We start from the raw sequence: 25,178 nt of genomic DNA on the forward strand, positions 1-25,178 counted from the left end.
TTGCAGAGAATAAGGAAGCAAAAGCTACCCAAAGAATAAGACAGGTCACCACAATTGCAGCTGTACTTCCCATCAGTCGTTCCATGAACAAGCTGATAACAAATTCGCTGTCTTTGGCTTCATTCCAGGGAACAACACTCGTAACGCTGATATTCATCGCTAAATAAAGTACCGAAATTCCCGCTATGGAAAGAAACATGCTGCGGGGAATGTTACGGGTTGGATTTTTGATCTCACTTCCCAGGTGGCAGGCATTGTAATATCCCAAATAACTATACACTGTTTTCACGCTTGCAAAGCCCATGGCTGAAATAAATGCATAGTTGACCGTCAATCCGTCGTTCATGTGCTTGATAGGTCCTAAAAAATTCCCATGGGAAATTCCACCTGCAACAATCCACAAGATCGTGAAAATTACTCCGAACCACAGGAAAACACTGATCTTACCGATTGTTTCGATTTTCCGGTAAAGCAGCAAAACAATAAGTACCACCACTCCCCCGCTAACCAACTTGGAAGTGTACCAATTTAAAGGAAGAAGGTAGGAAAAATACGATGCAAATCCGATTGCTGCAGAGGCAATTACAAGTGGTGCCTGAATCATGGTCTGCCAGACAAACAGGAAACTCATGAGCTTACCTGCTTTTGTTGGTCCGTAAGATTCTTTCAGGAAGTTATAAGACCCGCCAGCTTTCGGGAATGCAGCTCCCAATTCACTCCAAACAGTTGCGTCGACAAAGGACAAAAGTGCTCCGGCCAGCCAGGCATACAAGAAATAAGGCCCGTTCATCATCGTGATGATCATCGGCAGGGTGATAAACGGCCCGATACCAACCATGTCGATCATGTTTATCGCAGTAGCTTGTCCAAGTCCTAATCGTCTTTCCAACATAGTTATTCAAAATTACGAATTTCGAATTCCGAATTACAAATGAACATACAGAATTTAGACATGGTGGATTGGAGATCCTGTAAATGAGCATAAAACGGTAGTTTCCTTGGGTAAACTGACTTTATATTTAAGAGCATTAAACGTAAAAGCTCTGAATGACACTTTTTGCCAAATGGCAAATTCTTTCCGCATTTGTCCCAATACCTTTGCTGTGTTCAATTAAAAATTCTGAATGATGAAAAAAACAGTATTGGTAACAGGTGCTTCGGCAGGAATAGGTAAAGCAACAGCGATTTATCTCGCTCAAAACGGCTACAAGGTGTATGGAGCAGCCAGAAGAACGGACAAATTAGCGGAATTGAAAGAGCATGGAGTTATTCCGATCACTTTGGATGTAATAAGTGATTCAAGTATTGTCGCGTGTACAGACCGGATTTTAGAGGAATCCGGAAGTATCGACATTTTAGTAAATTCTGCCGGATTGGGCTCCTATGGCGCTTTGGAAGATGTTCCGATGAATGAAGCCAGAAACCAGTTGGAAATAAACCTGTTTGCAGCAGCCCGTTTAATCCAGCTTGCACTTCCAGAAATGCGGAAAAATAAATTCGGGAAGATTGTAAATATCTCCTCCATCGGCGGAAAGATTGGACTTCCAATGGGAAGCTGGTACCACGCCAGTAAATTTGCAATTGAGGGTTTGAGCGATAGTCTGCGTAATGAAGTGAGGCAATTCGGTATCGATGTCATTGTAATCGAACCCGGAGGAATCAAATCGGAAATGAAAGACCTGGGTGCTGTTGACTTGATGCGTGTTTCAGGTAATACGGTTTACAAAGAATTGGCTTCAGGCCTGGCGAAAGTTTACGGGGAAATGGAGAAAAGCGATTCAGACCCTATTGAGATTGCAAAACTGATCCTAAGCGGAATCGAAGCGAAAAACCCAAAAACGCGTTATATTGGAGGAAAAATGGCAAGACCGATGTTGTTCATGCGGAAAATCTTGTCGGATAAACTGTTTGATAAAATGCTGATGAGAAGCATGAAGTAATTATCAGGAATCAAATTGGACATTAAATGAACCGCAGAGAAATCAAGTATGCAATGCGTTAAAAACAACTAAGAAATGGAATCATTGATGAATTACATCCTGCAGTTCGGACAATTGAATCAACAGCAAATTGACCTGGTGAAAAGCAAAGCAGTTTTGAAGACACTTAAGAAGGATGCGTATTACCAGGAAGCAGGTAAAACACCACGGGAAATCATTTTCCTTACCAAAGGCATTATCCGGATCTGTTATTACGATAATAAGGGCAACGATATCACGAAGTATTTTATGGACGAGATCCGGTTCATTGCAGATATTAATTGTTACAACCAGGGAATTCCGTCTACAGAATACATTCAGGCCGTTACGGATTGTGAATACCTGGCATTTTCAAAAAGTGCGATGGACGAATTGTCCATGACTATTATCGGCTGGGATTTAATTGTTTCCAAAATAACAGCCAAAGGATTGGCGGATAAATTAAACCGAGTCAGCACTATGATGGTAGAAGATGCTACAGAACGATACGTTCATTTCCTTGAAAACTTTCCGGGATTGGCAAATAGGATTCCATTATCACAACTTGCTTCTTATTTAGGAATTACGCAGTCATCGCTAAGCAGGATCCGTAAGAACACGCGTTGATTCGAACGTGTAACTTTCCCGAACTCTATTCCCCGCTTTCCTCGATGACTTCCTCTTCTGTTCCGTAGTCGTCCGGGTTTACTTCTCCGACTATCTTGAATTCCGTGCGGCGGTTTAGTTCACGCCCCTCCGGGTTATCGGTCCCATCAGGTTTGCTGTTCGGAGCGATAGGTCTTGTTTCACCGTATCCTTTTGCGATGAGCTGTTCTTTCGGGATTCCTTTCGAGATCAGGTAAGTTACTACGCTTTCTGCGCGTCTTTGGGACAATTTCATGTTGAAATCATCAGATCCTTTATCGTCGGTATGTGCACTCAATTCAATGATTAACTCCGGATTCTTGCGAAAGAATTCTACCAATGTGGTATCCAGTGTTTTCTTCGAAGCAGCGCTCAGTGTGGCGCTGTTGTACTCAAACTGGACATTTTTCAGGACCATCGGTTCAACCGGTTTCTTGCGTAAAAGAATTTTAGCCGGGATTTTACTGGAAGTAGTCACATTTTTGGTCGAAACCGGAACCATTTCATTGAAATAACCGTCTTTTTTCACTTCGATCACGTATTCAAATCCGGGGCGTAGTTCCACCTCATTGATACAATTGATGCTTTTGGTCTGCTGTACCAGAAGTTTTCCGTCCTCATCCACAATGTAGACGTTGATCTGTTCACCGTTCTTCAGACAGTCTTTTGTTTTGCTGTCCTGTACTTCCAGGTCACAGGTCGCGGTAATGAATTTCAGGTAATTGAACTCATAGATATCGTCACAGCAGGTTTCATGGTACAGGGAATTCCCGCCTTTTCTGTTTGAGACCAGGTAACCTCCTTTTCCCGAAGGACGCAGTGCAAAATCCAGGTCATCTGCCGGAGAATTGATCGGAAGTCCCAGGTTTTTGGGTTCCTGCCAGGTAGATGCGTCTCCCACAGCACTGAAAATATCCATTCCACCGATTCCGGGGCGGCCGTTCGAACTGAAATAAAGCGTTTTGGACTTCATATCGTAATACGGAGTCATCTCATCACCCGGAGTGTTGATTTTGGAACCAACGTTTCGTGGTTTACGGAAAGTCTTTTTACGGTCGTCGTATTCAGCCATCCAGATATCCATTCCGCCTTTGGTACCTTCCCGGTCGGAAACAAAGTAAAGTACTTCCTTATTTTTCTTCGATTCTCTTCCCATTGCAGGATGTGATGAAGTGAAATCTTTCATATTTACCAATTCGTTCAGTGCTTCCGGCTTTGACCACTTCCCGTTGCGTTTTTTGGAAACGTAAATCTCACAAATGGTTTTATACTGCCAGTTTTGGGCACATTTGGTAAAGTAGAAACGTGAGCTGTCCAATGAGAATGTTCCGTTTGCAATATCGAATGCGTCATCATTGAATTCTTCGAACTCTCCCAGGTTTTTCCAGGTATCACCGTCTTTTTCTGCCAGGTATAATTTTCGTTTCGGTGCCAGGGTATCAAATTCCCCAATGGTATAGATTTTCTCCTCGGAAGCGCGCAACGATCCGAAAATGATTTTGTTCTCAGAAACCGGTATCGGTGAGAATTCGGCATGCTTTCCATTTACTTTTCCCATCATTGGAAAAACGGAAGTTTTTGCTGCTGAATCGGCCAATGAAATGGCAAGTGTGCAGCCTTCCAATTCGGCTTTCGCCAGTTTTTTCATGTCCGGATCAACCTTCCCGCCCTGCTTCTTGAAGTTTGCCAGCGACTGGGTTGCTTCTTTGTACTTTCCGTTGGATTTCTGCATCTGGGCCAGGTAAAACCATGCTTCCGGATGTTTGCTTCCTTTGGAAGATTTGGTAATGCGTGTGTAATAGGATTCCGCTTTCACATAATCGTGTGTCAGCCTGGAAAGATCTGCCATTTCGAGCAAAACGCCGAAATCATTCGAGTCGCGCAAAAAAAGCTGGTGATAATGCTCCAAAGCCACGTAAATATCACCCTGGCGCTTTGCTTCGCGTGCCAGGTTCCGTGTTCTCATGTCGTTCTTTTCATACAGATCGCCCGGATGTGTCTCCTGTGCCGAAACAAAGTGCATGCAGTGAAATGCCAAAAACAGGAAAAGCAGTTTTTTTGTCATAGCTGATTTATAAACGGGAACAAGGAACGATCCTGTATTTGGGTTTAGAACTCGGAGCGGTGTAAATAATCGAAATTTCGATCGATTTAACGCGCTTCACATATTTACTTAAAGAAGAAACATTGAAATCATAACTGACACCGATATCGAACCGGTTAACACTCAAACCAACTACCGGGTAAACTGCGTCGAGCGTTCTGGAAATACCGTGACGGTAGTAAACTCCTGCCCATGCTTTTGTAATTACCGGACTGCTCAGTTTACTTTCCAAGTTCGCACCCAATAGGAATTCCTGTGCTTTCGTGGTCCACATCCACTGCAGCTGTGGCTTCAAAGTAAGTACACTGGTCAATGGAATTTCTGCACTTCCGTGAACCACTTTCCGCATGCGGCGTCTTTCGACCTGCTGGGAAAAGTACGTATCTTTCGGACGATTGATGTGATTTACCGCCAATCCACCTTTGTAGGTGATTTTCCTGATCTTTCGTTCCCAGGAAGCTCCCAGGTTCAAATCCCAGTACATTTGTGATCGTCTTAGATTGGTTTCCATATTTGGCAATGCCTGGTTGAATGTCCCGTTCGGATAATCCCATTGTTCGGGAAAAGTCTGAACGGAAAGATTCGTGCTATTGGACACTATCCCCGTCTGAATTCCGCCACGAAGGATGTTTCCTTTCAGCGTATAAGTGTAAGCTCCGGTAAGGAAAATTTTAGTCGTCTGTGACTGGAATCCACTGAACTCATCACGTACTACCACCAATCCGGCATCAATTTCATGCGAATAATAATGGAATGCCTTGTCGAAAGCCGCCACATAGGTTGTTAAAGGCTGACTCTCAATCTGTCTCCACTGGTTCCTGTAGTTTGCACTGATCCGGTAATCTCCTTTATGATCACCTACCAGAGCAGGGTTCAACAAATGGTCCTGGGTATAGAATTGCGAAAGGTGAATGTCCTGGGCGTCGACATCTAAAATTGCTGATAAACAGCTTACAATTAGAATGATTGCTTTTTTCATTACCACATTCCGATGTTATCCAGGTAATACAAAGCCATTTTCTTCAATTGTCCGTGCGTGAAACCACATCCGCACTCATCCGGGTAGTAGGACATGATATTTCCTACGATCGGGTCGTAATAATCGCCATTTGCATCCTGTCCCATGAAAATAAAAGTGCAGCCATCGACATAATTGGCCATTGGCGAAGGATGCACATAAGGATCAGCGGGAGTATCGCAGATTCCGTCTCCGGCAGTTTCACAATTGGATCCGTCTGCTAATTCGATACCGCTTCCTTCAAAAGTGTGTTCCAGGTTGAAATAATGTCCAAGCTCATGAGAATGTGTTCGTCCGCCGCAGCAATTAGCTGTTTTTTGGATAACTATCCCACTGGATTCCAGGTTTTCGATTTGTCCCAATCCAGCATACCCACATGCATTGGCAGGTTCTGCAATCGTATTTACATAAAAAACATTGATCCTGTTCTGTTGGTGATACAACACCTGAAGCTCATCCCAATGCAATTGATCATTGTGAATATTGTATTCGAATTCGGGATGATAGATAAATTCACACACTTCGAAAGAAATGCAAATGGGAGAAAAATCAGCACTTGCATCTGCAAAAGCCTGATTAATCTGGGCTTCCGTAACACCCGGTGCTCCGAGCGAATCCAGAAAAATATGAGCAACTACACTAAACTTTTTGTCCACACACGGTAAACGATCCATCGTTTGACTGAATGCAGTAGCGAAAAACACTAGAAAAAAAATAGTCGGGATTGATCTGTGCATGTTAAGTTTTGAAGTTATTGCAAAAATATAAAATTTTGTTAACTACAAAAAAAAAATTAGTTTTACAGGACTTAAATACGATTGACCTTGATAATCCACAGCTACTTATCAATTACATCTGCCCGAATAAAAACCTTTTTATTGGCACTCTTTTTAATGCCAGTAATTTACGGGTTCACGCAGACAGCAGACATCAATGCAGGTTGTGCTCCCATGACCGTCAATTTTACAGCACCGGGATCGGCTTCCAGCTGGTATTGGGACTTCATGGACGGAGCAAGCTCTAACCTTCAGAATCCTTCCAATACATTTACCACGCCGGGAACTTATGTCGTGGAATTCAGGCAGACAACCACCGGACCCATTGTAGGAACGGTTACCATTACGGTTTACCCGAAACCTGTTCCACAAATCATTCCCGGATCACCGTTACAGGGATGTTCACCGCTTACTGTCACATTGCAGGGAAGTGCAACCACACCCTCCGGTGTTAGTGTTACGAATTATCAATGGGCATTCGGACAAGGATCAGGGGCATTCGGACAAAACACGACATTTACTTACACCACACCGGGAGTTTACGATGTAACCCTTGGAGTAATTACTAACTTCCCATCCTGTAATGTCACTTCAATCTTTGATGATTACATCAGTTTATCGAATCCAACTGCAAATTTTGTTACAAACCCGAACCCGGCATTTGCCTGTAACGGTCCTTTAACGGTTGCATTTACCAATACTTCCGTTTCCACCATTCCGCTAACGTATTCGTGGGACATGGGAAATTCGAATACTTATACGACACAAAATCCGCCTTCGCAAACTTACACCGTAGACGGATTGTATCCCGTGACATTAACAATTACCGATACCAACGGCTGTGTAAAAACAGTCACCAAAAATGTATCCATCGGGGAACCGACAGCTAATTTCGATGCTCCGGATTCTGTCTGTTTAAATGCGCTGGTAAACTTCGTTTCGACTTCCTCTCCGGGTCTTCACCAATGGAATTTTGGTCCGGGTGCTTCACCGGCAACTTCTACAGGTCTGAACCCTTCTGTGACTTACAGCACCCCGGGAATTAAAAATGTTCAGCTGACAATTACCTCTCAAAACGGTCAATGCAGTAAAGACACAATCATTCCGGTCTTTGTTGAAGATCCTTCCTTTACGATTAATTCAGACCCAAGCTATTCCTGTCAAAGTCCTGTAACAATCGATTACAGCGTTACTACAACAGCAACTATTGTAGACTGGGAATGGACTTTCGGAGACGGAGAAATTGATTCCGTGGCTAATCCTTCACACCTGTACGAACTTCCGGATACTACTTATTACCGTCGCGAACCACGGTACCTGACAACTTCCCTGACCGTAACAACCGCCGCAGGTTGTACATTCACAGCTACAATCGTTGATACGATACACCCTGTTTTTGCCCGCTTCATGCCGGATATTGTTGACGGATGTGGTCCGCTAACCGTTACTTTTTCAGATTCATCCTTATCGAACGAACCGCTGGTGACCTGGCATTACGATTATGGAGACGGCACACAGGCTACACTGACCTCCAACACTCCTCATACACATACATTCACAGCAGCAGGTGTTTACCCGGTTGTACTAACCGCAACGAATGATGCCGGCTGTTTCGATATTTCCGACACCATATTTATAGAGGTCGGTGCACCGGTTTCCATAGACTTTTCTGCTGCGCCGCTTTCGGTTTGTCCGGGAGACAGTATCACCTTTACGAATCTCATTGCCAATCCCGATGTAGATGCCTGGAATTTCTCCTCCGACGGAGAGCTCTTGTCACATTGTTACCAGGACCAGAACCCGACAATGGCATTTGACGATACAACCGGTCTTTTCAATATAACACTGACTGCCATTTATAACGGCTGTATTACCCAGGTTACAAAGAATGATTATGTCGAAGTAAAAGGTCCGATTGCGAAGTTCAATTATTTGTACGATTGTTCCGCCCCGCTGGATGTTCAATTCAAGAACCAAAGTATGGGAGCGACTTCTACCAGCTGGGCTTTGGGAGACGGGAATACACACACCGCTCCGGGCAATTTTACACATACGTATGCTGCTTCGGGTGATTACCAGGTTATTTTGACCGCTTCTAACGCTACTTCCGGATGCCCGGACTCAAGAGATACTTTCCTGCTTCCCGTGCGAACCATCCAGGCCGGTTTTAGTACCCTGGACTCCTATTGCGGTGGAAGTCCTTACATTTTTAATGCTGCAGCTTCCGTTGATGTCTATTCGAACTGTTACCGTGGTTATACCTGGATATTCGAAGATCCTTCAATCAGACCGATTACGACATCAAGCCCTGCCAGCCCGCTTACATTTTCTGCTTCCGGACCTCAGGACATTTCCCTGGTTGTGACGGATATCAACGGGTGTAAAGACACCTTAACACAGGAAATACGTGTTTACAACGTCGACCCGGTTTATGTGATGAACGTTACTTCCATTTGTTTTCCGGGAAGCGTGAACTTTAACGAATCCAGTACTTCTGATACTACACTGGTTAGCTGGAGCTGGGATTTTGGGGATGCGACGAGCTCAACACTGCAAGATCCCACACATACTTACGGACCAGGAACAGGTTTCGGTACAGGAACAATTCCGGTATCTTTGACCGTAACTGACATATTGGGTTGTACTGACACCCTGACCCAAAACCTTTCCTTTTACACACCAATCAGCAGCATTACTTCGCCAGGAATACCTGCAAACTTCTGTTCAGGAGCACCGGTCACTTTCAACGCTTCCGATTATACCGCAATGGGTTCTAACCTTACTTTCTCTTGGGATTTTGACGACGGAACATCGGGAATTACATCCAATCCGACAACACATACCTATATGAGTGCAGGAACTTATACCGTTGAACTGCATTTCCAGGAAGTCTCATCGGGATGCCAGGGAACTGTGACCAAAGTGGTGAATGTACAGGACTACCCGATTGCAAATTTCGACGGAGTAGATGCCAATGCCTTCTGTACACCTGCTGTAATTGCGTTCACCAATACGTCTACTTCGACTTCACCGATTACCAGCCAATGGACTTTTACACCGGGACAAACCACAACTATCGCCAATCCTACGTTTACATTTACAACCGGGAATTATACTGCCGAACTGATTGTTTCAACAACTTTCGGATGCCAGGATACTTTGGCAAAACCTTTCAGAGTTCTGGGTCCGGAAGGCGATTTCACACTGACCCCGCAGACGATCTGCCGCGGCGAAGACATTACCTTCACCTTGTCTGACACTGCCGATGTGGTGGGTTACGAATGGGATTTCGGTGACGGGTTGGACACAGCGAATGTAAGCCCGATCTCACATACCTATAATTTTATTCCACCATCCGGGCAAACTGTTGCTAAGCTTACCCTTTTTGGAGATTCTACCGGTGCATGTCCGATAACGGTCGAAAAAACAGTCTTTATCCGTGAAGTCAGAGCCGAATTTGACCGCAACGACGAATTGGATACGGTGCTTTGTTTGGGAGAACCATTGCTTTTGACAAACAATTCCATGAACTCGACGGTTTATAACTGGGATTTCGGAAATAATGCCACTTCGGCCTCAGGAGCCGCTTCATTCAACTATACGTATACAACTACGGATACATTCTCTATCTCACTCGCAGTTTACAATCCGACATTCGGCTGCCGGGATACAATAACCAAACAAGTTATTGTGCATCCTTTGCCGGAAGTTACCGCAACGGGTGACACCATCTGTTTCAACAGCCAGGGACAACTCCATGCTTTCTCGCCGGACCCTTCAATGAGCTGGAGCTGGTCACCGACAACCGGGCTGAACAATCCGACTATCGCAGACCCATTATCAACCGTCGGGCAAACAACCACGTACACGGTAACCGGGCTCAACACCATTACGCAGTGCAGCAGTACCGCTGAGGCCGAGTTTACGGTTATTCAGCCGCTGCAGGACATTTATTTCGATACTACCATCGTTGTAGGAGATTATATCAATCTGCCGGTTTCCAACCAAAACGGTTTTATTTTATTCCAATGGACACCGGAAACAGGCTTAGGTTGTCTTACTTGTTCCAACCCGGAAGTACAGGGACTGGAAGAAATCACTTATACGCTCATCATGACCGATGTTTTGGGCTGCTCAACGGCTGAAGGAACCTTCATCATCAAGATCCACCCGGAAACATTTATTGAGCTTCCGACAACCTTCACGCCAAACGGCGATGGAGTTAACGACGTTATTTCCGTAAAAGGATGGGGAATCAAAGACCTGATTTCCTTCCAGATCTATAACCGCTGGGGAGAACTGGTGTTCGAAACTTCCAATGAAGAAGAAGGCTGGAACGGTTATTACAAAGGAATGCTTCAGAACAACGGAACGTATACCTATAAAGTCATGGCAACCGACTGGCGCGACAAAGAACTGGAGAAAAAAGGGTACATTAATCTAATGAGATAAAAAATGAGAAAGAGGCGCGATTAATTGCGCCTCTTCTGTTTTGGATCATTATCGAGCCAAATATTCCCTGGTTGTTGAAACCCGTTTCACATAAACAACCGCGTTTTTATTGATCACGAATTCACTCATCCCGACGTGAGTCTTATTTTGCGGATTCCAGTCGTAAGTGTAACCTAGCTGTGTCCATGGATACTGATCATAGAGCTTGCATGCGTAATAGCGACTGATGCGGCTTTCATTAAACCAGCTGATGTACTCTTTGGAAGCATCATCCGGGAAACACGTTGAACAGGAACGGTCGTTGATTTCTTTATCCGGACATGGACGAAACATGTCTGAAGGCTTTACCCAAAATTCTACAAAACAGGTGTAATTTGTTCCGGCAGGCGGTAATCCCAATAGTTGTTTCAGTCGCAGATTCGTATCTGTTACCTGCTGTTTTTGGAACCAGCTTTTCAATTGTGGAGCTGCAGTTACCCAAATGGAATAAGGCCCTGTATTGTAGAGCGAATCTCCCCCATCCGGGTAGTAGGAAACACTTTTCCAGGTCACCATCAACACGTGCGGTTCGCCTTTAAAAGTCTTCCAGATGAGATCCGGATTCTTAGCCGTAATGGGCACCAGTTTATTATCAATTTTTGAAGAATCCGGGTAAACGGCATTACTCATTGCATTGCGGTAAAGTGTCCGGATATCTTGAGTGTTTGCGGTTTGTGCAAACAAAAGGCCTGCAAGCAAAAGCAAGCCAAATAGTGGATTTGTTTTCATGTGAATAGTGTTTGAGTTGGGATGAAGATAGTGTTTTTTGTTTTTCTTATTATAAAAAAGAAACTTAAAAGTACTATATTCGCAAGCGTAAAAACGCAAACCGCGCATGTGGTGATCCCGATAGCTATCGGGATGGTAGACACGCAGAGTAAACAAAATAAATACCGCGCATGTGGTGAAATTGGTAGACACGCCATCTTGAGGGGGTGGTTTCCTACGGATGTGCTGGTTCGAGTCCAGTCATGCGCACAAAAAAGAATCGGGATTTTACGGTAGTAAGGTCCCGATTTCTTTTTTCCCTCTTCTCTCGCTCTCACACTCACTCTTTTCCCGATTCTTTTCAGAGTGAGTGTGAGAATTGAGAGCGAAATCCTCAAAGACAATTAACTTTTCGCACCTATTTTCAATCTCAGAAAAAAAATTCTTATCTTAAATAGAAATCTTAATACTACTATTCATGTTCGATTTTGAAAAATTAGAAGTTTACAAGAAGGCCAAGCAGTTTAATAAAGAGGTACGCTTTTTTCTCAGTACAAGCAAAACCATCGATTCTGTTTCAAAGAATCAATTGCGGCGTGCTTCATTTAGTATTGTATTGAATATCGCAGAAGGTACCAGTCGTTTCAGTAAAGCGGATAAGCGCAACTTTTATGTCATCTCAAGAGGTTCTGCGTTTGAATGCGTTGCTGCGTTTGATTGTTTATTGGATGAAGAGATTGTGAGCCAGGAACAATTCAAAGAATTTTATGGAAAGGCAGATGAATTGTCGCGGATGTTGTTTCGGATGATTGAGAATTTGATGGGGAATTGACTTCGTCGGTAGGTCCAGTCATGCACACAGAAAAGAATCGGTATTTTAATACCTTTGGTAATTAGTTAATTGAACCTATGAAAATTCTAAGTTATATTCTGCTTGCACTCGCTTCTATCCTGCTCATCGGATATTGCACAGTAAAATCACAGTTGGAAAAAACAACCTGGGGTGGTTGGGTACCTCCGGATGAAAAGGAACTTATTGAAGGGGAAGACAAAGCGTCTTTTCAAGAGGTAGACAAAAACCTAAGTTCAACTTATGCTGTTCATATACTAAAAGCAACCAGGAGTTATGTAGATGATGTGAGTCTAAGCCCGGCAACTTTTCATATTAAAATGGATCAATTAACCCCCGATACCAGTGGATATTATTATATGCAAACCATTTATCTGGACCAAAATGACAACGAACACCTCATTTCAAGCTACCGTGTTAGTTCTAAATCCGGAAGCGTAGCTAAACAGATTCTGAAAACCAACAAATGGATTGAAGTGAATTAATTTGTTCTAGTTCCGGACCGAATTGTGCATACCATAAGGGAGATAACTTCCGATATCTCCTTTTTCTTTCTATATTTACCTCTAATTAATCCCTAATCTTGAGCGATGTTTAAATACACTATTTGCGAGCCCCTGAACCCGAACATTGTGGATAAAGGAACTATTAGTAAGGAAGATTTTATTCAGGTCCTGAATGAATTCCCATGGCTTGAGATGCTAAATGAACAAGTGACTGCTGATGAATCCAGAATTTTCTATTCTCCTTCATTGGAATTAGTTAATACACATTCTAATCACGCACTAGCCATATCCATTATTGAGCCAAACCAATTCTATATATTCTACAAAGGTCCAAAAGTGATTACTAAGCGTAAATGGTTTAAGTCTGTTGAGATTTTTGAACCTGATTATCTTAGTGAGCGTCTTGACCAAACAGAAAAGGATATGAGAGATGCTTTTAGTGCTCTTCTAAATAATGATTTAACAGAACTCGAATCACGTTGGGGATAAAGTATTAACTGGATAAATATCCGATTCTATTTCCGGACCGAATTGCGCACAAAAATGAAGAGCAATTCAGAAAGTAAAGTGTTGTTCCTTTATTTTTCCACTGCGAACTTAGTTTCATGAAACTGTTTCGACTGAAGACTAACTTTGAGCGCATACATCTTCCCCTGATATTCGATATGTGTTGGAAATTTTGATTCATAAAAGCTCATTGGCTGAAAAACCTTTGATGAGTCAAAAAACCATCTTTTCATCCATACCAAATTTTCGACAAAGTTTAATTCGACATCGTAGGTATCTATCAATTCTTTACCGCTCCAAACTTTCACCTGGAATTTACGTTCTTTCGGTCTAAAAGCAATTGCGCAGTAATCGGAGTAACATCTCTCGGATTTATAATAATACTTGCCGTTTATTTCGAAAAACACCGTGTCATAAGGTAGTTTGGAATCAAAATACTGGTAAGATTCAAACCGGAGATAGATACTGTCGTTTCCCATTCTTAAAAAATGGACCGAACTTAATTCCAATTCTTTTCCGGGCTTACTTTTTTCGGATCTTTCAGTAATCAACAAGGTGTCATTTCTGAATAAATAGTTACAGGCAAAATAGGCCCGATTGTTTGGATCTGAACTTCTGAATTCAATATAAGCAAGTGAATCTGAGAGTTGAGATAGGTTTGCCAGTGTGAAATCAGAACCATTTGTACCCCACTCAAAATAAAATTGTCGATCAAAAATCTGGGCACAACTAATTTCACTAAAACCAATTCCTATTAAAAGAATTGTTACCAGCTTTCCAATTATACGATTTTGTATTGTCATAAGGTTCGATTATGCATTAAAATTAGTCGAAAAATCAGGTGCTTATCAAAAAGCCAAACAATTCAATAAAGAAGTTTACTCCATTTTATTTTTTGACAATTTTAACCGTATGCTCACCATCGGATTTAAGGATATACAAACCACTCGAAAATTCATCGAAAGGGATAGTTGTTGTTTGTTCAACCTCCACTTCTTTCATTAACACACCTTGCATAGTGTATATATACAAGGTGTTTCTTGGGTCATTTCCAAAAAATTCAACAGTCAAAACATCCGTCACGGGATTTGGAAAAACGGTCCAATTTTTAGGATTCATATTTTTGTCGACCTCTAAAACCAAACAGCTGGTGTCCAGCAGATCATCGAATGGACCCACATTCCAATCTGCCAAATGATCATATACCGTTTGTTTTACAGCGAATCTAATATTTGCTGCGTCAGTAATACTGAGCCCGGAATTGAACGTAATGGACGTCGGATCGCTTCTAAATAGTGTTGCATAGAAACAACAGGCTGCTGCATAACTTCCTGCCAGGGATGGATGGCTGTCATCGGGTTGAAACAATTCGATCGAAGGATAGTTTTGCCGGATATACCTCCATGATGCACCTACCGGCGTCATCCCAGCTTTTACAGAATCTGCAAAAACCTTATAGTGTGAGGTAATACTGCTGTCCATTTCGTAGTAGGTTCGATTGATCCAGGTGTCAACGGGGCAATGAGGCGGAGAACACAAATAAGTATCCCCGGATTTTCTCCCCCAGGTACTATAAAACATCGTTTGGGCACACAGATTGTGTACTTTGATTACACTATCAATTTTGACAGCGTACGGCATAAAATTCATGAAAGTAGTTGGATAAGCAAGCGCCATGCTTTGATCCTGTAAAATAACATGGTCCCAGTTTCCGTTTGCTATTTTTGCCAATGATGTGGAGTTTGTTAAATGCTGTGCTATATAATATCCACCCGGAGCATTTATATCGAAAATCAATGTTTTTCCTGTTGAATTGGCCATATCAGCCAATAGCTGAGGCATGTTGTTGGCATACGTGTAGCTATTTCCTAAAAACAACACTCTTTTTGTCTGTTGTCCGAATAAAGTAACGGAACACAAAACGAAAATTACCAAAACTGTTTTTTTACTGATTGTTCTCATTGGTTCAGGTTCTAAGAATTAATTTTTAAGCTACAACTGAGGTGATTTTTTGTATAAACTACAGCGTCCTAATCAATAACGCGTATAAACTGATTATAGTTGCTTTATTTGAAGACAGCTTCCTTTTTCATTCCATGAAGATGGACGAGAAGTTGATGTGAAAGCAATTGCTTCATTTTATTTAAACAATGATTCAATCTTATGAATAAGTCGCTGCTCTATCTCATCTACATTTCATGTCAATTAAAATTATCCCGAAAATGGTCTTTTTAATTTTAGAAAAGTATCTTTGTGGTGCAGATGCCCAAGTGGTGAAATGGTAGACACGCCGTCTTCAGGTGGCGGTGCCGTAAGGTGTGCTGGTTCGAGTCCAGTCTTGGGTACCAAAAAATAAAGGCTGAGAAGTTTTCTTCTTGGCCTTTATTTTTTGTCTTCATTCTCGTTCTCATACTCATTCTTTCTCAGCCTTTATTTTCAGAGTGAGAAACAAAACGAGAATGAGAGTTGGATTGCAGCTTTAAAAAATTCATTTACTCAACAATAGCTACTTTTCATTACCCATTCAAACCACCCAATTCCCGTTCATTTCAACTGAATTAAATCACTAGTTTCACCTGTGATGTTAGTTAAAATAAAATATGAAATGTTGAAATTGTTATATTTAGATGTTAAAATTGGATAACTTGTGAATATTTCAGCTTTACTTGTTCCGCCATTTCCAACCTTCTAATTTACACCAAATTTAAAACCATTATTCATGAAGTTAACACAACTAGCAGTGGCCGCACTGTTCGTCGGAGTGACGTTTGTGGCCTGCGAGAAAGACAAAAAGCTTTCCTCGATGACAAAAAAACCGGTATCCGCTACCGAAACTGAAAAAGCGGATGATCCAATCAGTAAACTTTTTAGAAGTTATGTAGCACAAAACACCTCAACTACCCAGTTTAATGCGCTGGATGGTGGTGAGCTTGTCAGTTCTGACGGGAATGTTACAGTTTCTATTGCCGGGTCGGTTCTAACACGCCCCGATGGAAGTCTTGAAACAGGACAGGTAACTATCAGTATGTTCGTTGCAGATCAGCTTGCAGATAATGGACTCGGAGGCCTTCCGACCCAAAGTGCTTTTGGCGCGGGGCAAGGCTTTGGTGGCGGAATCGTGACTGCCGGTTCGATGAGCATCGAAATGTTCAACGACCAGGGAGAAGCACTCGAAGCGCTGGACGGTGGTGTTGTAGTGAACGTAGCTACATCGGATTTTAATCCGCAAATGACACTCTGGAGAGGTGAACCATCTGTAAACCAGCCGCGTGACAATGTGTGGGTGAGAATACCAAACCCTGTTACACCAGGACCAGGCGGGCAATCCTATAACTTCAACTGGGACCGTAATGGCAGATACAACATTGACATGTTCAACGATTGTCCGGGAGTGCAGTTCACAGATCACAGGGTTACCATTTCGGCAACTGCTGCTTTCAATCAATCGAACACGCAGGTTTACGTGGTATTGGAACCTTGTAATCCGCAGGGGCAGAAAATTATTTTCAGTCTTGACATGTACAATGCTTCGCCAAGATGGTGGTTTGCCAATCCTGGTGCGAATCTTCCGATAGGATACACGGTAACCTATGTGGCTATTACAAGCTATAACGGCCAGCTCTTCTACGGAAGTGCTACAACTATTGTTACTCCAAGCATGACAACAAATATACCTGTCATGATGCCGACTACTTTGGCTGCACTGACAGCTTATTTGAACAGTCTGTAACAACACAAAAAACGAAGGGCCATTCTGAAAAAGAGTGGCCTTTTTTATGTCCGGAAATTATGAAATGGAAACAAATTTTCAAGAAATTTCATCCGTTTTGTCACAAAACAACCTCATCCCGGTCTTTGGTATAAAAAACGATTATGGATACTCCTTTTTTATTACCGATCGAGAAGCCGAAAAGCCTTCTTTGGAAACTCATCTACTTTATGACCCGCAAACGCTTCGGTAAGGTCATTACACCTTTAAAAGTTTCAGCAGTACGCATGCCCTTAGCTTTTGGAAGCTTCTCGGGAAAAATTGCGAAACTGGACCGAAAACTGCAGCTGTCGGAAGAAACCGTTATGCTTATACGCGAACAGGTTGCTCACATCAATGTTTGCGAATTCTGCATGGATATCGGGCGCGCAAAAACCATCGTGTCATTCATGAACCAAAAAAAATTCGATGCATTGATCGATTATAAATCCAGTCTACTGTTCTCTGACAAAGAACGTGTGATGCTTGACTTTGTGACTATGCTTGCTAAGGATCGCAAAATGGAAAAAGAACTTTTCGATCAACTGGCAAAACATTATAGTGAACGCGAGATTTGCGAAATAGTATGGATCGTTTCTTCCGAGTTTTATTACAACATCGGGAATATCGGGCTGAACATTCATTCGGATATGCTCTGCGATATTGCGAAAAAACGGGCTAACTAAACCGATCACGAATAATCCGGTTAGCAGATTTTTACTAGTTTTAATTGTATGGAATTAACACCCGAAATATTCTCACTTCGCCCCTACCTTTTCAGTATTTCCTATAACATGCTTGGAATGGTTGAGGAAGCCGAAGATGTTGTACAGGACGTTTTTGAAAAATGGATGTCAGCTTCGGAAGTTCTTGATGCTAAAGCTTACCTGGCACGAATTGCAGTGAACCAAAGTATCAATCGGCTGAAGGAACTCCGAAAGATCCGGGAAAATTATGTTGGAATGTGGCTTCCGGAACCTTATATCACCCTGGAGCCGGAACCTGTTCCGACACTTGAATACGGCATGCTTTTTTTATTGGAACGTCTGAATCCCAACGAACGAGCTGTTTTTATTTTGCGTGAAAGCTTCTCCGAAGAATACACTTCCATAGCCGCCATTACAGGGCTTTCTGCAGAAAATTGCAGACAGCTGCTTCACCGCGCCCATGAAAAACTGGGACGAAGCAAACCGCTCCAGGCAGACCCTGAAAAACAACGCGCATTTACCATTGCATTTTTAACAGCACTTCATGGTCAGGACCGCTCGGAACTCAACCAGCTGCTTCGGAATGACATCGAACTTTACAGCGATGGCGGTGGTAAACGTGCCGCGGCACTCAAAGCACTTTTCGGACTGGAAAAAGTGGTGAAGTTCCTGCTTGGAGTGACACAGCTCCCCGAAGCACAGGAAAATCAATTCGAATACAGGTCCGTATACGTAAACGGACGCCCGGCAGCACTTCTTTTCAACCGTACTACCGAGCAACTGGATTCGATGCAATATGTAGAAATGACCGAAGAGGAAATTACCAAACTTTTATTCGTCAGAAACCCTGATAAATTGAAAATCAGGGGAAAACTGCAGTAATCTTAGTTATAATTTGTAACTTTTTATCACATAAAATTTAGGAATATAACTATCCTCATCTCTTTTGTGCTTTATCTTGTCGGAAAACCACATTTAACGTTTTTCGATTTGACTTAGGCTAAAGAATGAATTAACTTCCTGTCATTAACTATTATTCACTTTACTATGAGAACAACACTATTTGCAGTGGCGCTTCTTCTTGCGCCCAATTTTGCCAACTCACAACGAATCCTGGAAATCACTAACGGAAGCTGGGACCATCCGAACTTATCGGTAGAAACTTACAAGAACTTTGTGGTCAGCGGTTTTACAGAAACCAATCCGGCGAGTGGTTTGCTAACTCCTACTTTCAAAATCAGTACCCTTGCGGGAGCTCCCCTGAACACCTATTATGTCGATTATCCTGATTCCGTTTTTTTAATGGATTTTACCATCCGGGAAGCCACAAATACGATTATTCTTACAGGAATGACATCTTCGCTTGCCAGCGGTACACCCTACAAAATGATTATTGCAGAAGTGGACCTCCCTACCGGAGCTCCCGTACAAAGTTCCCTGGAATACACGTTCAACGGGAATTCTATGGTCCCTCACCAGGTTATTTGTTCGGAATCGACCGCACAGGTAACAGTTGTTGGTACGGAAATCCTGGGTACAGTTACATCGAGCAATTATGCTACGATACCAAAATACGGGTTCGTACTCGGGGTGGATCTCAACAATTTCAATACGATCCTTTATCCTCCGATTGAAATGGACCTTCCTGCTGCCAGTATTTGGGATTATGACATGCTGGAAAACATCACGGAAGTACCCGGATCCGGTTATTTTATCTCGGGATCCTGTAATGCACCCGGTTCAGGAGAACAAAACCTGATTACCGTAGGAACGGATTATGCCGGAACTGTTACTTTTTCCAATATTGTCGACAATACGAATTCACGTTTTGCAGGATCTTCAGTGATGTACAATGCACCTTTGGGTGTTGTTTTCTTATTGGCAAACAATAGTGTCATTCATCAATTCCAGATAGCAATCTGTGATCCGTTTACGGGCATTTTCTTAACACCATGGACTCGTCATCAAATGACACCATACCCTATCGGAGGTGGTGTGGACCAGAATGGTTTCCGCTTGCAGCAATCCAAAAACAACACGATTGTGGTAGGAGGATACCTAAGTGCACCGTTCGGAGCATTGCCCCAACAGCTGACACCTTTCCAAATCTCTATGAGAGACAACCTGGCCTTCCTGGCAGCGAAAGTGTATCAATCCGGAAATAATTCGCCTTTATCACCAAGCTATTACGAGGAAAACGGGAATTCCGTGTTTATCAATACTCCTGATATGATTGTTTACAACCGTCATTCTGACCGTACTTACCTGGTAAATCAAAACACCGTCAACGGTGGTTTTGATTTGAATGTATCTTCACTGCTTAAAGCATCTAAATGTGAAAAACTGGTACCGGTTACAACTGTAACAACCAATCCGATTATTGTCGGATCGGGCAACTTTAACCCGCTTCCAATGTACACAGCGCCTTATGCGTCAAGTAACCCTGCCAGACCGATACAAGAATTCATCCTGTGCCAGAGTATTGCTCCTACACTTGCAGCCAGTTATCCGGATCCGACATTGTCACCAAACCCTGCTAACGATTTGTTGAACGTAACACTGGATGAGGAGGAGACAATACAGGACGTAGTTATTTACGACATGAAAGGAAATCGGGTACTTTCTCAAAAAGCAAATCAGCGCACGATAAATGAGATGGGTATTTCAGTTGGCAAACTTGACCAGGGAGCTTACATCCTGGAAATTACTACGAAAGAAGGAAACACGCATCGTGAACGTTTTGTGAAACAATAACCTATAAACACCAAAGATTCTAAAAGGAGATGATGAAAATTGTCTCCTTTTTGATTTTAATTATTCTTTCCAAAATTGAATCATTATCACCATCCCTGCTTCCATTTCTGAGCAATACGCATTGCCGTTTCCAGCATATACGGCGACCAACTTTCAGTTTTCCATTCCGAATTTGCCAAAGAAGAATTTTGGAGTAACTGAAACGCTTCCTGCGTATCTTTTGTACGCTCCAGTATGGAAGACAACTCCAATTGCTGACCGTGAAGTCTTAGTGACTCAGGAGCGGTTTCTTGTAGCGGAAGAAATTCTAAGGGCAGGAAATTATTCATTAAAACAAGCTTATTTTCTGCATTAAATGCATTCACAATTGCCTGCATCTTGTCGAAATCCTGTTGAAAACAGTGTTGGCTTTCTACCGTATGAAGCGCCGTTCCCAGTTGTTCCAACACCACAAATTTCAGGTTCGGACACAAAGGCAGGGCTTTTTTCAATAAGTCGAATACCTGTTCCGGTACTGTATCATCATGGGTATCACGGCGAATGCTGCGTCCGGGTTTCACTCCCGATGACTCCCAGCTTCCACCGGAAATGTGGATCTCACGCACACGATCGAGCGGATAAGCCCGGATGAGCGATTCAAAATCAAGCGAGAAATTATGCAGCTGACAATACAAGTTGTGCAGATCCAGAATGATGAATCCATTGACAGGTTCAACCAGTTTTTCCAGGAACTCTCCATGCCGCCTCACTTCTTCAAGGGAATAGGAAAAAGCCAGGTTTTCCAATCCAACCGGGCAGGAACATGCATCCTGGATGCGCTGTAAACGATCAATACCGATAGCCAGTATTTCAGCAGTATAAGGAACCGAAATCGGTGCACCTTTGTGAAAGTCCTCACCGGTCATAAAACCAAAATGCTCCGTAATATGATCGAACCTGAAATTTGCTGCAATCTTACGAAGGTGATCCAGCCAGTGCTGCTGTTCGACAGTCCATTTCCCCGAGAACAATGAAAAATAAACCCCATGACCGATGAGCCGTCCTTCGCTTCCGAATGCCTGAAGCAATTCAACGAACCAACCGGGAATATCACGGACCTTATACAAAGTATCAAAAGACCATTCAATGGCTTCTACTTTTTCCGCTGAAAATAATGGAAGTGAAGCCTGCAAAAGGGAATTATCCAGGTTGCAGGAAATCGCCGAATGAATTTTGGAAGACCGGTTCATCCCATCCCGCAAGCCGGGCAGTTTTTATAAGCCGACGGATCTTCCTTCTCCTGTCGGTTTTTTTCCTTTTTTTCTTTTCTTGTCATACCGGAATTCACCTCATTTTGCTGACAAGACGAAGTCAAAGTGCTTACGGCAACACCAATGGATATTGCCTGGAGCAGATTAGCAGAAAGCTTCATGGAAAAAACACATTAAAAACGTACTATTACCCCATTCCGCATGCCGGGCAGGGTTCGCAATTTGACGGGTGAGAATCATCTGTCCCCGTTGCGCGCTCAGTCGTATTTTTCTTGATGTCTTGTTTCTCACAGGAAGTTGTGGAAGCAGCAACTGCTGTTACGGAGACTCCGAGCGTAATTGCCTGTAGTAAAGATGCAGATAGTTTCATGGTTTCAAAATTTTTCAAAAGGTAAAACATAAACTGAAATACGGCAAATTTATTATTTGAAGTGTTGTTTTCGCTGATTATAAGTCCTTTCGCTTTTAGTCAGTCGCAATTTTAATAAAATATTTTTTAATCAAAAATTGATTAAAAAATAATCTTTACTATTTTTACTTCATGCAAGAACGGCTTCAAGAAAAACTCAACATCCTGGCAGATTCTGCCAAATACGACGTTTCCTGTTCATCCAGTGGCAGTGACCGGAAAAATACCGGGAAAGGTCTTGGAAATGCTTCCGCTTCAGGGATTTGTCATACTTATACCGAAGACGGACGCTGCGTTTCCTTGTTAAAAATCCTGCTGACAAACCACTGCATTTTCGATTGCGCCTATTGTGTGTCACGCAAGAGCAATGATATAAAACGCGCTGCTTTTACCGTCCAGGAAGTTGTTGATCTGACTATAGGGTTTTATCGCCGGAATTACATCGAAGGATTATTCCTCAGCTCGGGAATTTTCAAAGATGCCGACACAACCATGGAACGTTTGGTTCGGGTAGCAAAAAAACTGCGGACAGAACACCGGTTTAACGGATATATCCATTTGAAAACCATTCCCGGGGCAAGTGACGAATTAATGCGAGAGGCCGGACTGTATGCAGATCGACTAAGCGTGAATATCGAACTTCCTACAGAACGTGGACTAAAACTGCTGGCACCGGATAAAACATTCACTTCCATGGAGAAACCGATGGGATTCATCTCGAATACCATCACGGCTCTTGATGACACCCGAAAACTCATGTTGAGTACACCCAAATTTGCCCCTGCCGGACAAAGTACACAAGTCATTGTCGGAGCTACAGACGAATCTGACCACGAGATTATACAGACAGCTGACCGGTTTTACCGTGGATTTCAATTAAAACGCGTTTATTATTCGGGATACGTTCCTGTACTGGCCGATAACCGGCTTCCTTCTCTATCGACGCAAGTCCCGCTATTGAGGGAAAACCGGCTGTACCAGGCCGACTGGCTGATGCGTTTCTATGGATTCGGAGCTCATGAAATTTTAGATTCCGGCCAACCCTATCTCGACCTGGATATTGATCCGAAATTCGGATGGGCCTTGCGAAACCTCCATCTTTTCCCATTGGACATCAACAAATCCGATTACGAAATGATCCTGCGTGTTCCTGGAATTGGAGTCAGATCCGCCCAAAAGATCATCGCTGCACGCAGATTCAAATCACTCGGCTGGGAAAATCTCCGCAAGCTGGGAATTTCTCTAAATCGTGCCCGTTACTTCATTGTCTGCAAGGACCGGGCACTTGAAACAAAACAATACACGCCGGAAACGCTGCGCCACCTTGTTTTGTCAGCCGGAAACTCCAAATTCAGCGATTTATGGGGAACCCAAACTTCGCTTTTCGGATGATCTGGCTGCTCTATGACGGAAGTTTTGAAGGGATGCTGACTGTTGTTTTTGAAACCTACGAATACAAATGGAAAGAGCTGCATATTCGCAAAGAAGGTATAACCGTTCCACTCCTGTTTACTGAAACAAAAACCGTTGTGACCGATGAAGAAAAGGCAAAACGTGTCTGGAAAAAACTGCTCGATCTAATCGGTTCAAAAGGTGTTCAAACGGTATGGGCAGCCTGGCTCAGTGAGAAAGAAAGCATCGAAGACACCATTCTTGGCGTAATTCGTTATGCAATTGATTCAAAGCAAAATGTCTTAAGCGATTTCGCCCACCCGGATGTATTGCAATTACAGCAAACCGCTAAATCAGTCGGAAGAGAAAAGCACCGCATGGAAGCGTTTGTTCGTTTTCAGCTGACAAAAGACGGGATCTATTTTTCGGTGATCAATCCTGATTTTAATGTTTTACCATTGATACTTCCCCATTTCAGGGACCGCTACGCTGATCAGCTCTGGTTTATTTTTGATTCACGACGGTCTTACGGCATTTATTACGATTTGGAAAAGGCAGTATTTGTTGATTTCATTCCCAACTCACTGCTTTCAGCAAATGGTGTTTCAAAAGAAGCTTTCGGCGAAGATGAAGATCTTTTTCAAGAATTGTGGAGTGATTATTTCAAAAGCACTAATATACAAGGAAGAAAAAACACCAAACTGCATATACAGCACGTTCCAAAACGCTATTGGAAATATTTAGTGGAGAAGAAATCTTAATTCGTCTTAGCCAGGAAAACTTTCACAAAGGCAAAAAGTGCCGCCGCACCAAAAATTCCGCAGCCCAATGCACCACCATTCAGTCCGGTATCTGCTACTACTTCATAAGACCTGTTAAGAGAAACTCCTGTTACCCAGTAATTCCTTCTTTCCAGTCCAAAAGCAATGCATCCAATAAATCCTACTATTGCCAGTACAAACAAAACCAATAAAATGGCTGCTGTGGTTTTCGCTTTTGATTGTTCATTCATAAATCTTGTTTTGAAGCATAAATATAAAAGAATGCCAACAATGCAGTTCTCAATTCTGGTATTTTCATCGGTTATAGATCCGCTTTCCGACGATTCAATTACTTTTGCCACTATTAAAAAACCTGATGTCAGGATATGACCCCATGTTTAATTCATAAACCTTTCCGGATAATTATAAGAAGTCATGAAAATTGCATTTACAGGAGCTCATCACGTAGGAAAAACGACACTTGCTGAAAAAATCCATGCCCTGGTCCCGGAATTCCTGTTCATACCTGAACCTTACCTCGAATTACAGGAAGAAGGACACTTATTTTCCGAATCCCCCAGCCCGGAAGCTGTC

23 protein-coding genes and 2 tRNA genes are annotated in these 25,178 nt (G+C 42.8%); 14 read left to right on the forward strand and 11 right to left on the reverse strand.

The annotated features are described in order from the left end of the window. Window positions 1-892: APC family permease (locus QZT69_RS18600; RefSeq protein WP_294680238.1), on the reverse strand; the 892-nt coding region annotated here is incomplete at its 3' end. A gap of 235 nt (window positions 893-1,127) precedes the next feature. On the opposite strand from QZT69_RS18600, the gene QZT69_RS18605 reads away from it, so the two are divergent. Next, window positions 1,128-1,940, forward strand: a complete 813-nt coding sequence (locus QZT69_RS18605) for an oxidoreductase (RefSeq protein WP_294680239.1) — start codon at window positions 1,128-1,130, stop codon at window positions 1,938-1,940. 75 nt (window positions 1,941-2,015) lie between these two features. Then, a complete protein-coding gene (locus QZT69_RS18610; protein WP_294680240.1) occupies window positions 2,016-2,585 on the forward strand; it encodes a Crp/Fnr family transcriptional regulator in 570 nt (189 codons plus the stop codon). Window positions 2,586-2,610: 25 nt separating this feature from the next. Here QZT69_RS18610 and QZT69_RS18615 read toward each other — a convergent pair whose 3' ends face one another. The 3 genes from QZT69_RS18615 to QZT69_RS18625 are packed head-to-tail and all read right to left on the reverse strand — an operon-like array spanning window position 2,611 to window position 6,399. After that, the gene (locus QZT69_RS18615; protein WP_294680241.1) at window positions 2,611-4,668 is read right to left on the reverse strand and encodes an OmpA family protein; all 2,058 of its coding nucleotides are present in this window, start codon (window positions 4,666-4,668) and stop codon (window positions 2,611-2,613) included. A 7-nt stretch (window positions 4,669-4,675) separates the two neighbouring features. Beyond that, window positions 4,676-5,686, reverse strand: coding sequence for a PorP/SprF family type IX secretion system membrane protein (locus tag QZT69_RS18620; protein WP_294680242.1), 1,011 nt, complete (start codon window positions 5,684-5,686; stop codon window positions 4,676-4,678). Then, the gene (locus QZT69_RS18625) at window positions 5,686-6,399 is read right to left on the reverse strand and encodes a M43 family zinc metalloprotease (RefSeq protein ID WP_294680243.1); all 714 of its coding nucleotides are present in this window, start codon (window positions 6,397-6,399) and stop codon (window positions 5,686-5,688) included. The genes QZT69_RS18620 and QZT69_RS18625 overlap by 1 nt, the downstream gene beginning before the upstream one ends. A 219-nt stretch (window positions 6,400-6,618) precedes the next feature. Here QZT69_RS18625 and QZT69_RS18630 point away from each other — a divergent pair, with 219 nt between their 5' ends. Then, complete coding sequence (locus QZT69_RS18630) at window positions 6,619-10,953, forward strand: PKD domain-containing protein (RefSeq protein ID WP_294680244.1); 4,335 nt, start codon at window positions 6,619-6,621, stop codon at window positions 10,951-10,953. Between the two features lie 48 nt (window positions 10,954-11,001). On the opposite strand, the gene QZT69_RS18635 is transcribed toward QZT69_RS18630, so the two are convergent. Next, window positions 11,002-11,721: a hypothetical protein gene (locus tag QZT69_RS18635; RefSeq protein ID WP_294680245.1), complete on the reverse strand. Its 720-nt coding sequence runs from the start codon at window positions 11,719-11,721 to the stop codon at window positions 11,002-11,004. Window positions 11,722-11,887: 166 nt separating this feature from the next. Here QZT69_RS18635 and QZT69_RS18640 point away from each other — a divergent pair. The 4 genes from QZT69_RS18640 to QZT69_RS18655 all read left to right on the forward strand — a co-directional run bounded on the left by QZT69_RS18640 (window position 11,888) and on the right by QZT69_RS18655 (window position 13,545). Beyond that, a tRNA-Leu gene (locus QZT69_RS18640) sits at window positions 11,888-11,970 on the forward strand. A gap of 208 nt (window positions 11,971-12,178) precedes the next feature. After that, complete coding sequence (locus QZT69_RS18645; RefSeq protein ID WP_294680246.1) at window positions 12,179-12,532, forward strand: four helix bundle protein; 354 nt, start codon at window positions 12,179-12,181, stop codon at window positions 12,530-12,532. Window positions 12,533-12,609: 77 nt separating this feature from the next. Continuing rightward, the gene (locus QZT69_RS18650; RefSeq protein WP_294680247.1) at window positions 12,610-13,035 is read left to right on the forward strand and encodes a hypothetical protein; all 426 of its coding nucleotides are present in this window, start codon (window positions 12,610-12,612) and stop codon (window positions 13,033-13,035) included. A gap of 147 nt (window positions 13,036-13,182) precedes the next feature. Next, entirely contained in the window at window positions 13,183-13,545 is a 363-nt protein-coding gene (locus QZT69_RS18655) for a hypothetical protein (protein WP_294680248.1), read from the forward strand. 89 nt (window positions 13,546-13,634) lie between these two features. On the opposite strand, the gene QZT69_RS18660 is transcribed toward QZT69_RS18655, so the two are convergent. Then, window positions 13,635-14,366: a hypothetical protein gene (locus QZT69_RS18660; RefSeq protein ID WP_294680249.1), complete on the reverse strand. Its 732-nt coding sequence runs from the start codon at window positions 14,364-14,366 to the stop codon at window positions 13,635-13,637. A gap of 85 nt (window positions 14,367-14,451) precedes the next feature. After that, complete coding sequence (locus tag QZT69_RS18665) at window positions 14,452-15,525, reverse strand: SGNH/GDSL hydrolase family protein (protein WP_294680250.1); 1,074 nt, start codon at window positions 15,523-15,525, stop codon at window positions 14,452-14,454. Between the two features lie 302 nt (window positions 15,526-15,827). Between QZT69_RS18665 and QZT69_RS18670 the strand changes: the two genes are divergently transcribed. From QZT69_RS18670 to QZT69_RS18690, 5 genes are all read left to right on the forward strand, one after another. Further along, window positions 15,828-15,911 (forward strand) — tRNA-Leu (locus QZT69_RS18670). Between the two features lie 371 nt (window positions 15,912-16,282). Further along, window positions 16,283-17,293 (forward strand): hypothetical protein, encoded by a 1,011-nt coding sequence (locus tag QZT69_RS18675; RefSeq protein ID WP_294680251.1) that lies wholly within the window; start codon window positions 16,283-16,285, stop codon window positions 17,291-17,293. Window positions 17,294-17,436: 143 nt separating this feature from the next. Then, the gene (locus QZT69_RS18680; RefSeq protein ID WP_294680252.1) at window positions 17,437-17,997 is read left to right on the forward strand and encodes a hypothetical protein; all 561 of its coding nucleotides are present in this window, start codon (window positions 17,437-17,439) and stop codon (window positions 17,995-17,997) included. 48 nt (window positions 17,998-18,045) lie between these two features. Then, window positions 18,046-18,900: a sigma factor gene (locus QZT69_RS18685; protein ID WP_294680253.1), complete on the forward strand. Its 855-nt coding sequence runs from the start codon at window positions 18,046-18,048 to the stop codon at window positions 18,898-18,900. Between the two features lie 165 nt (window positions 18,901-19,065). Beyond that, window positions 19,066-20,772 (forward strand): T9SS type A sorting domain-containing protein, encoded by a 1,707-nt coding sequence (locus QZT69_RS18690; protein WP_294680254.1) that lies wholly within the window; start codon window positions 19,066-19,068, stop codon window positions 20,770-20,772. Window positions 20,773-20,858: 86 nt separating this feature from the next. On the opposite strand, the gene QZT69_RS18695 is transcribed toward QZT69_RS18690, so the two are convergent. From QZT69_RS18695 to QZT69_RS18705, 3 genes are read right to left on the reverse strand one after another with little or no spacing between them, the layout of a single operon-like run. Continuing rightward, window positions 20,859-22,013 carry a DUF692 family multinuclear iron-containing protein gene (locus tag QZT69_RS18695; RefSeq protein WP_294680255.1) on the reverse strand — a complete coding sequence of 385 codons (1,155 nt, stop codon included), beginning with the start codon at window positions 22,011-22,013 and terminating at the stop codon, window positions 20,859-20,861. Then, a complete protein-coding gene (locus QZT69_RS18700) occupies window positions 21,998-22,183 on the reverse strand; it encodes a hypothetical protein (protein WP_294680256.1) in 186 nt (61 codons plus the stop codon). The genes QZT69_RS18695 and QZT69_RS18700 overlap by 16 nt, the downstream gene beginning before the upstream one ends. A 26-nt stretch (window positions 22,184-22,209) precedes the next feature. Then, window positions 22,210-22,392, reverse strand: coding sequence for a hypothetical protein (locus QZT69_RS18705; RefSeq protein ID WP_294680257.1), 183 nt, complete (start codon window positions 22,390-22,392; stop codon window positions 22,210-22,212). A gap of 171 nt (window positions 22,393-22,563) precedes the next feature. On the opposite strand from QZT69_RS18705, the gene QZT69_RS18710 reads away from it, so the two are divergent. Both QZT69_RS18710 and QZT69_RS18715 read left to right on the forward strand, forming a co-directional pair. Then, a complete protein-coding gene (locus QZT69_RS18710) occupies window positions 22,564-23,823 on the forward strand; it encodes a putative DNA modification/repair radical SAM protein (protein WP_294680258.1) in 1,260 nt (419 codons plus the stop codon). Continuing rightward, window positions 23,820-24,584, forward strand: a complete 765-nt coding sequence (locus QZT69_RS18715) for a TIGR03915 family putative DNA repair protein (RefSeq protein ID WP_294680259.1) — start codon at window positions 23,820-23,822, stop codon at window positions 24,582-24,584. The genes QZT69_RS18710 and QZT69_RS18715 overlap by 4 nt, the downstream gene beginning before the upstream one ends. Here QZT69_RS18715 and QZT69_RS18720 read toward each other — a convergent pair. Continuing rightward, entirely contained in the window at window positions 24,581-24,835 is a 255-nt protein-coding gene (locus QZT69_RS18720) for a hypothetical protein (protein ID WP_294680260.1), read from the reverse strand. The genes QZT69_RS18715 and QZT69_RS18720 overlap by 4 nt on opposite strands. Between the last annotated feature and the right edge of the window lie 343 nt (window positions 24,836-25,178).

The sequence above is a fragment of the uncultured Fluviicola sp. genome (assembly GCF_902168135.1).
Lineage (GTDB): Bacteria > Bacteroidota > Bacteroidia > Flavobacteriales_D > Crocinitomicaceae > Fluviicola.

Bases quoted from the DNA above. Each gene is read 5' to 3' on its own strand.
- QZT69_RS18610 (WP_294680240.1), top strand. From the start codon at position 2,016: ATGGAATCATTGATGAATTACATCCTGCAGTTCGGACAATTGAATCAA.
- QZT69_RS18700 (WP_294680256.1), bottom strand. From the start codon at position 22,183: ATGAAGCTTTCTGCTAATCTGCTCCAGGCAATATCCATTGGTGTTGCC.
- QZT69_RS18705 (WP_294680257.1), bottom strand. From the start codon at position 22,392: ATGAAACTATCTGCATCTTTACTACAGGCAATTACGCTCGGAGTCTCC.
- QZT69_RS18665 (WP_294680250.1), bottom strand. From the start codon at position 15,525: ATGAGAACAATCAGTAAAAAAACAGTTTTGGTAATTTTCGTTTTGTGT.
- QZT69_RS18650 (WP_294680247.1), top strand. From the start codon at position 12,610: ATGAAAATTCTAAGTTATATTCTGCTTGCACTCGCTTCTATCCTGCTC.
- QZT69_RS18630 (WP_294680244.1), top strand. From the start codon at position 6,619: ATGCCAGTAATTTACGGGTTCACGCAGACAGCAGACATCAATGCAGGT.
- QZT69_RS18690 (WP_294680254.1), top strand. From the start codon at position 19,066: ATGAGAACAACACTATTTGCAGTGGCGCTTCTTCTTGCGCCCAATTTT.
- QZT69_RS18715 (WP_294680259.1), top strand. From the start codon at position 23,820: ATGATCTGGCTGCTCTATGACGGAAGTTTTGAAGGGATGCTGACTGTT.
- QZT69_RS18685 (WP_294680253.1), top strand. From the start codon at position 18,046: ATGGAATTAACACCCGAAATATTCTCACTTCGCCCCTACCTTTTCAGT.
- QZT69_RS18605 (WP_294680239.1), top strand. From the start codon at position 1,128: ATGAAAAAAACAGTATTGGTAACAGGTGCTTCGGCAGGAATAGGTAAA.
- QZT69_RS18635 (WP_294680245.1), bottom strand. From the start codon at position 11,721: ATGAAAACAAATCCACTATTTGGCTTGCTTTTGCTTGCAGGCCTTTTG.
- QZT69_RS18720 (WP_294680260.1), bottom strand. From the start codon at position 24,835: ATGAATGAACAATCAAAAGCGAAAACCACAGCAGCCATTTTATTGGTT.
- QZT69_RS18680 (WP_294680252.1), top strand. From the start codon at position 17,437: ATGGATACTCCTTTTTTATTACCGATCGAGAAGCCGAAAAGCCTTCTT.
- QZT69_RS18645 (WP_294680246.1), top strand. From the start codon at position 12,179: ATGTTCGATTTTGAAAAATTAGAAGTTTACAAGAAGGCCAAGCAGTTT.
- QZT69_RS18675 (WP_294680251.1), top strand. From the start codon at position 16,283: ATGAAGTTAACACAACTAGCAGTGGCCGCACTGTTCGTCGGAGTGACG.
- QZT69_RS18660 (WP_294680249.1), bottom strand. From the start codon at position 14,366: ATGACAATACAAAATCGTATAATTGGAAAGCTGGTAACAATTCTTTTA.
- QZT69_RS18710 (WP_294680258.1), top strand. From the start codon at position 22,564: ATGCAAGAACGGCTTCAAGAAAAACTCAACATCCTGGCAGATTCTGCC.
- QZT69_RS18615 (WP_294680241.1), bottom strand. From the start codon at position 4,668: ATGACAAAAAAACTGCTTTTCCTGTTTTTGGCATTTCACTGCATGCAC.
- QZT69_RS18620 (WP_294680242.1), bottom strand. From the start codon at position 5,686: ATGAAAAAAGCAATCATTCTAATTGTAAGCTGTTTATCAGCAATTTTA.
- QZT69_RS18625 (WP_294680243.1), bottom strand. From the start codon at position 6,399: ATGGATCGTTTACCGTGTGTGGACAAAAAGTTTAGTGTAGTTGCTCAT.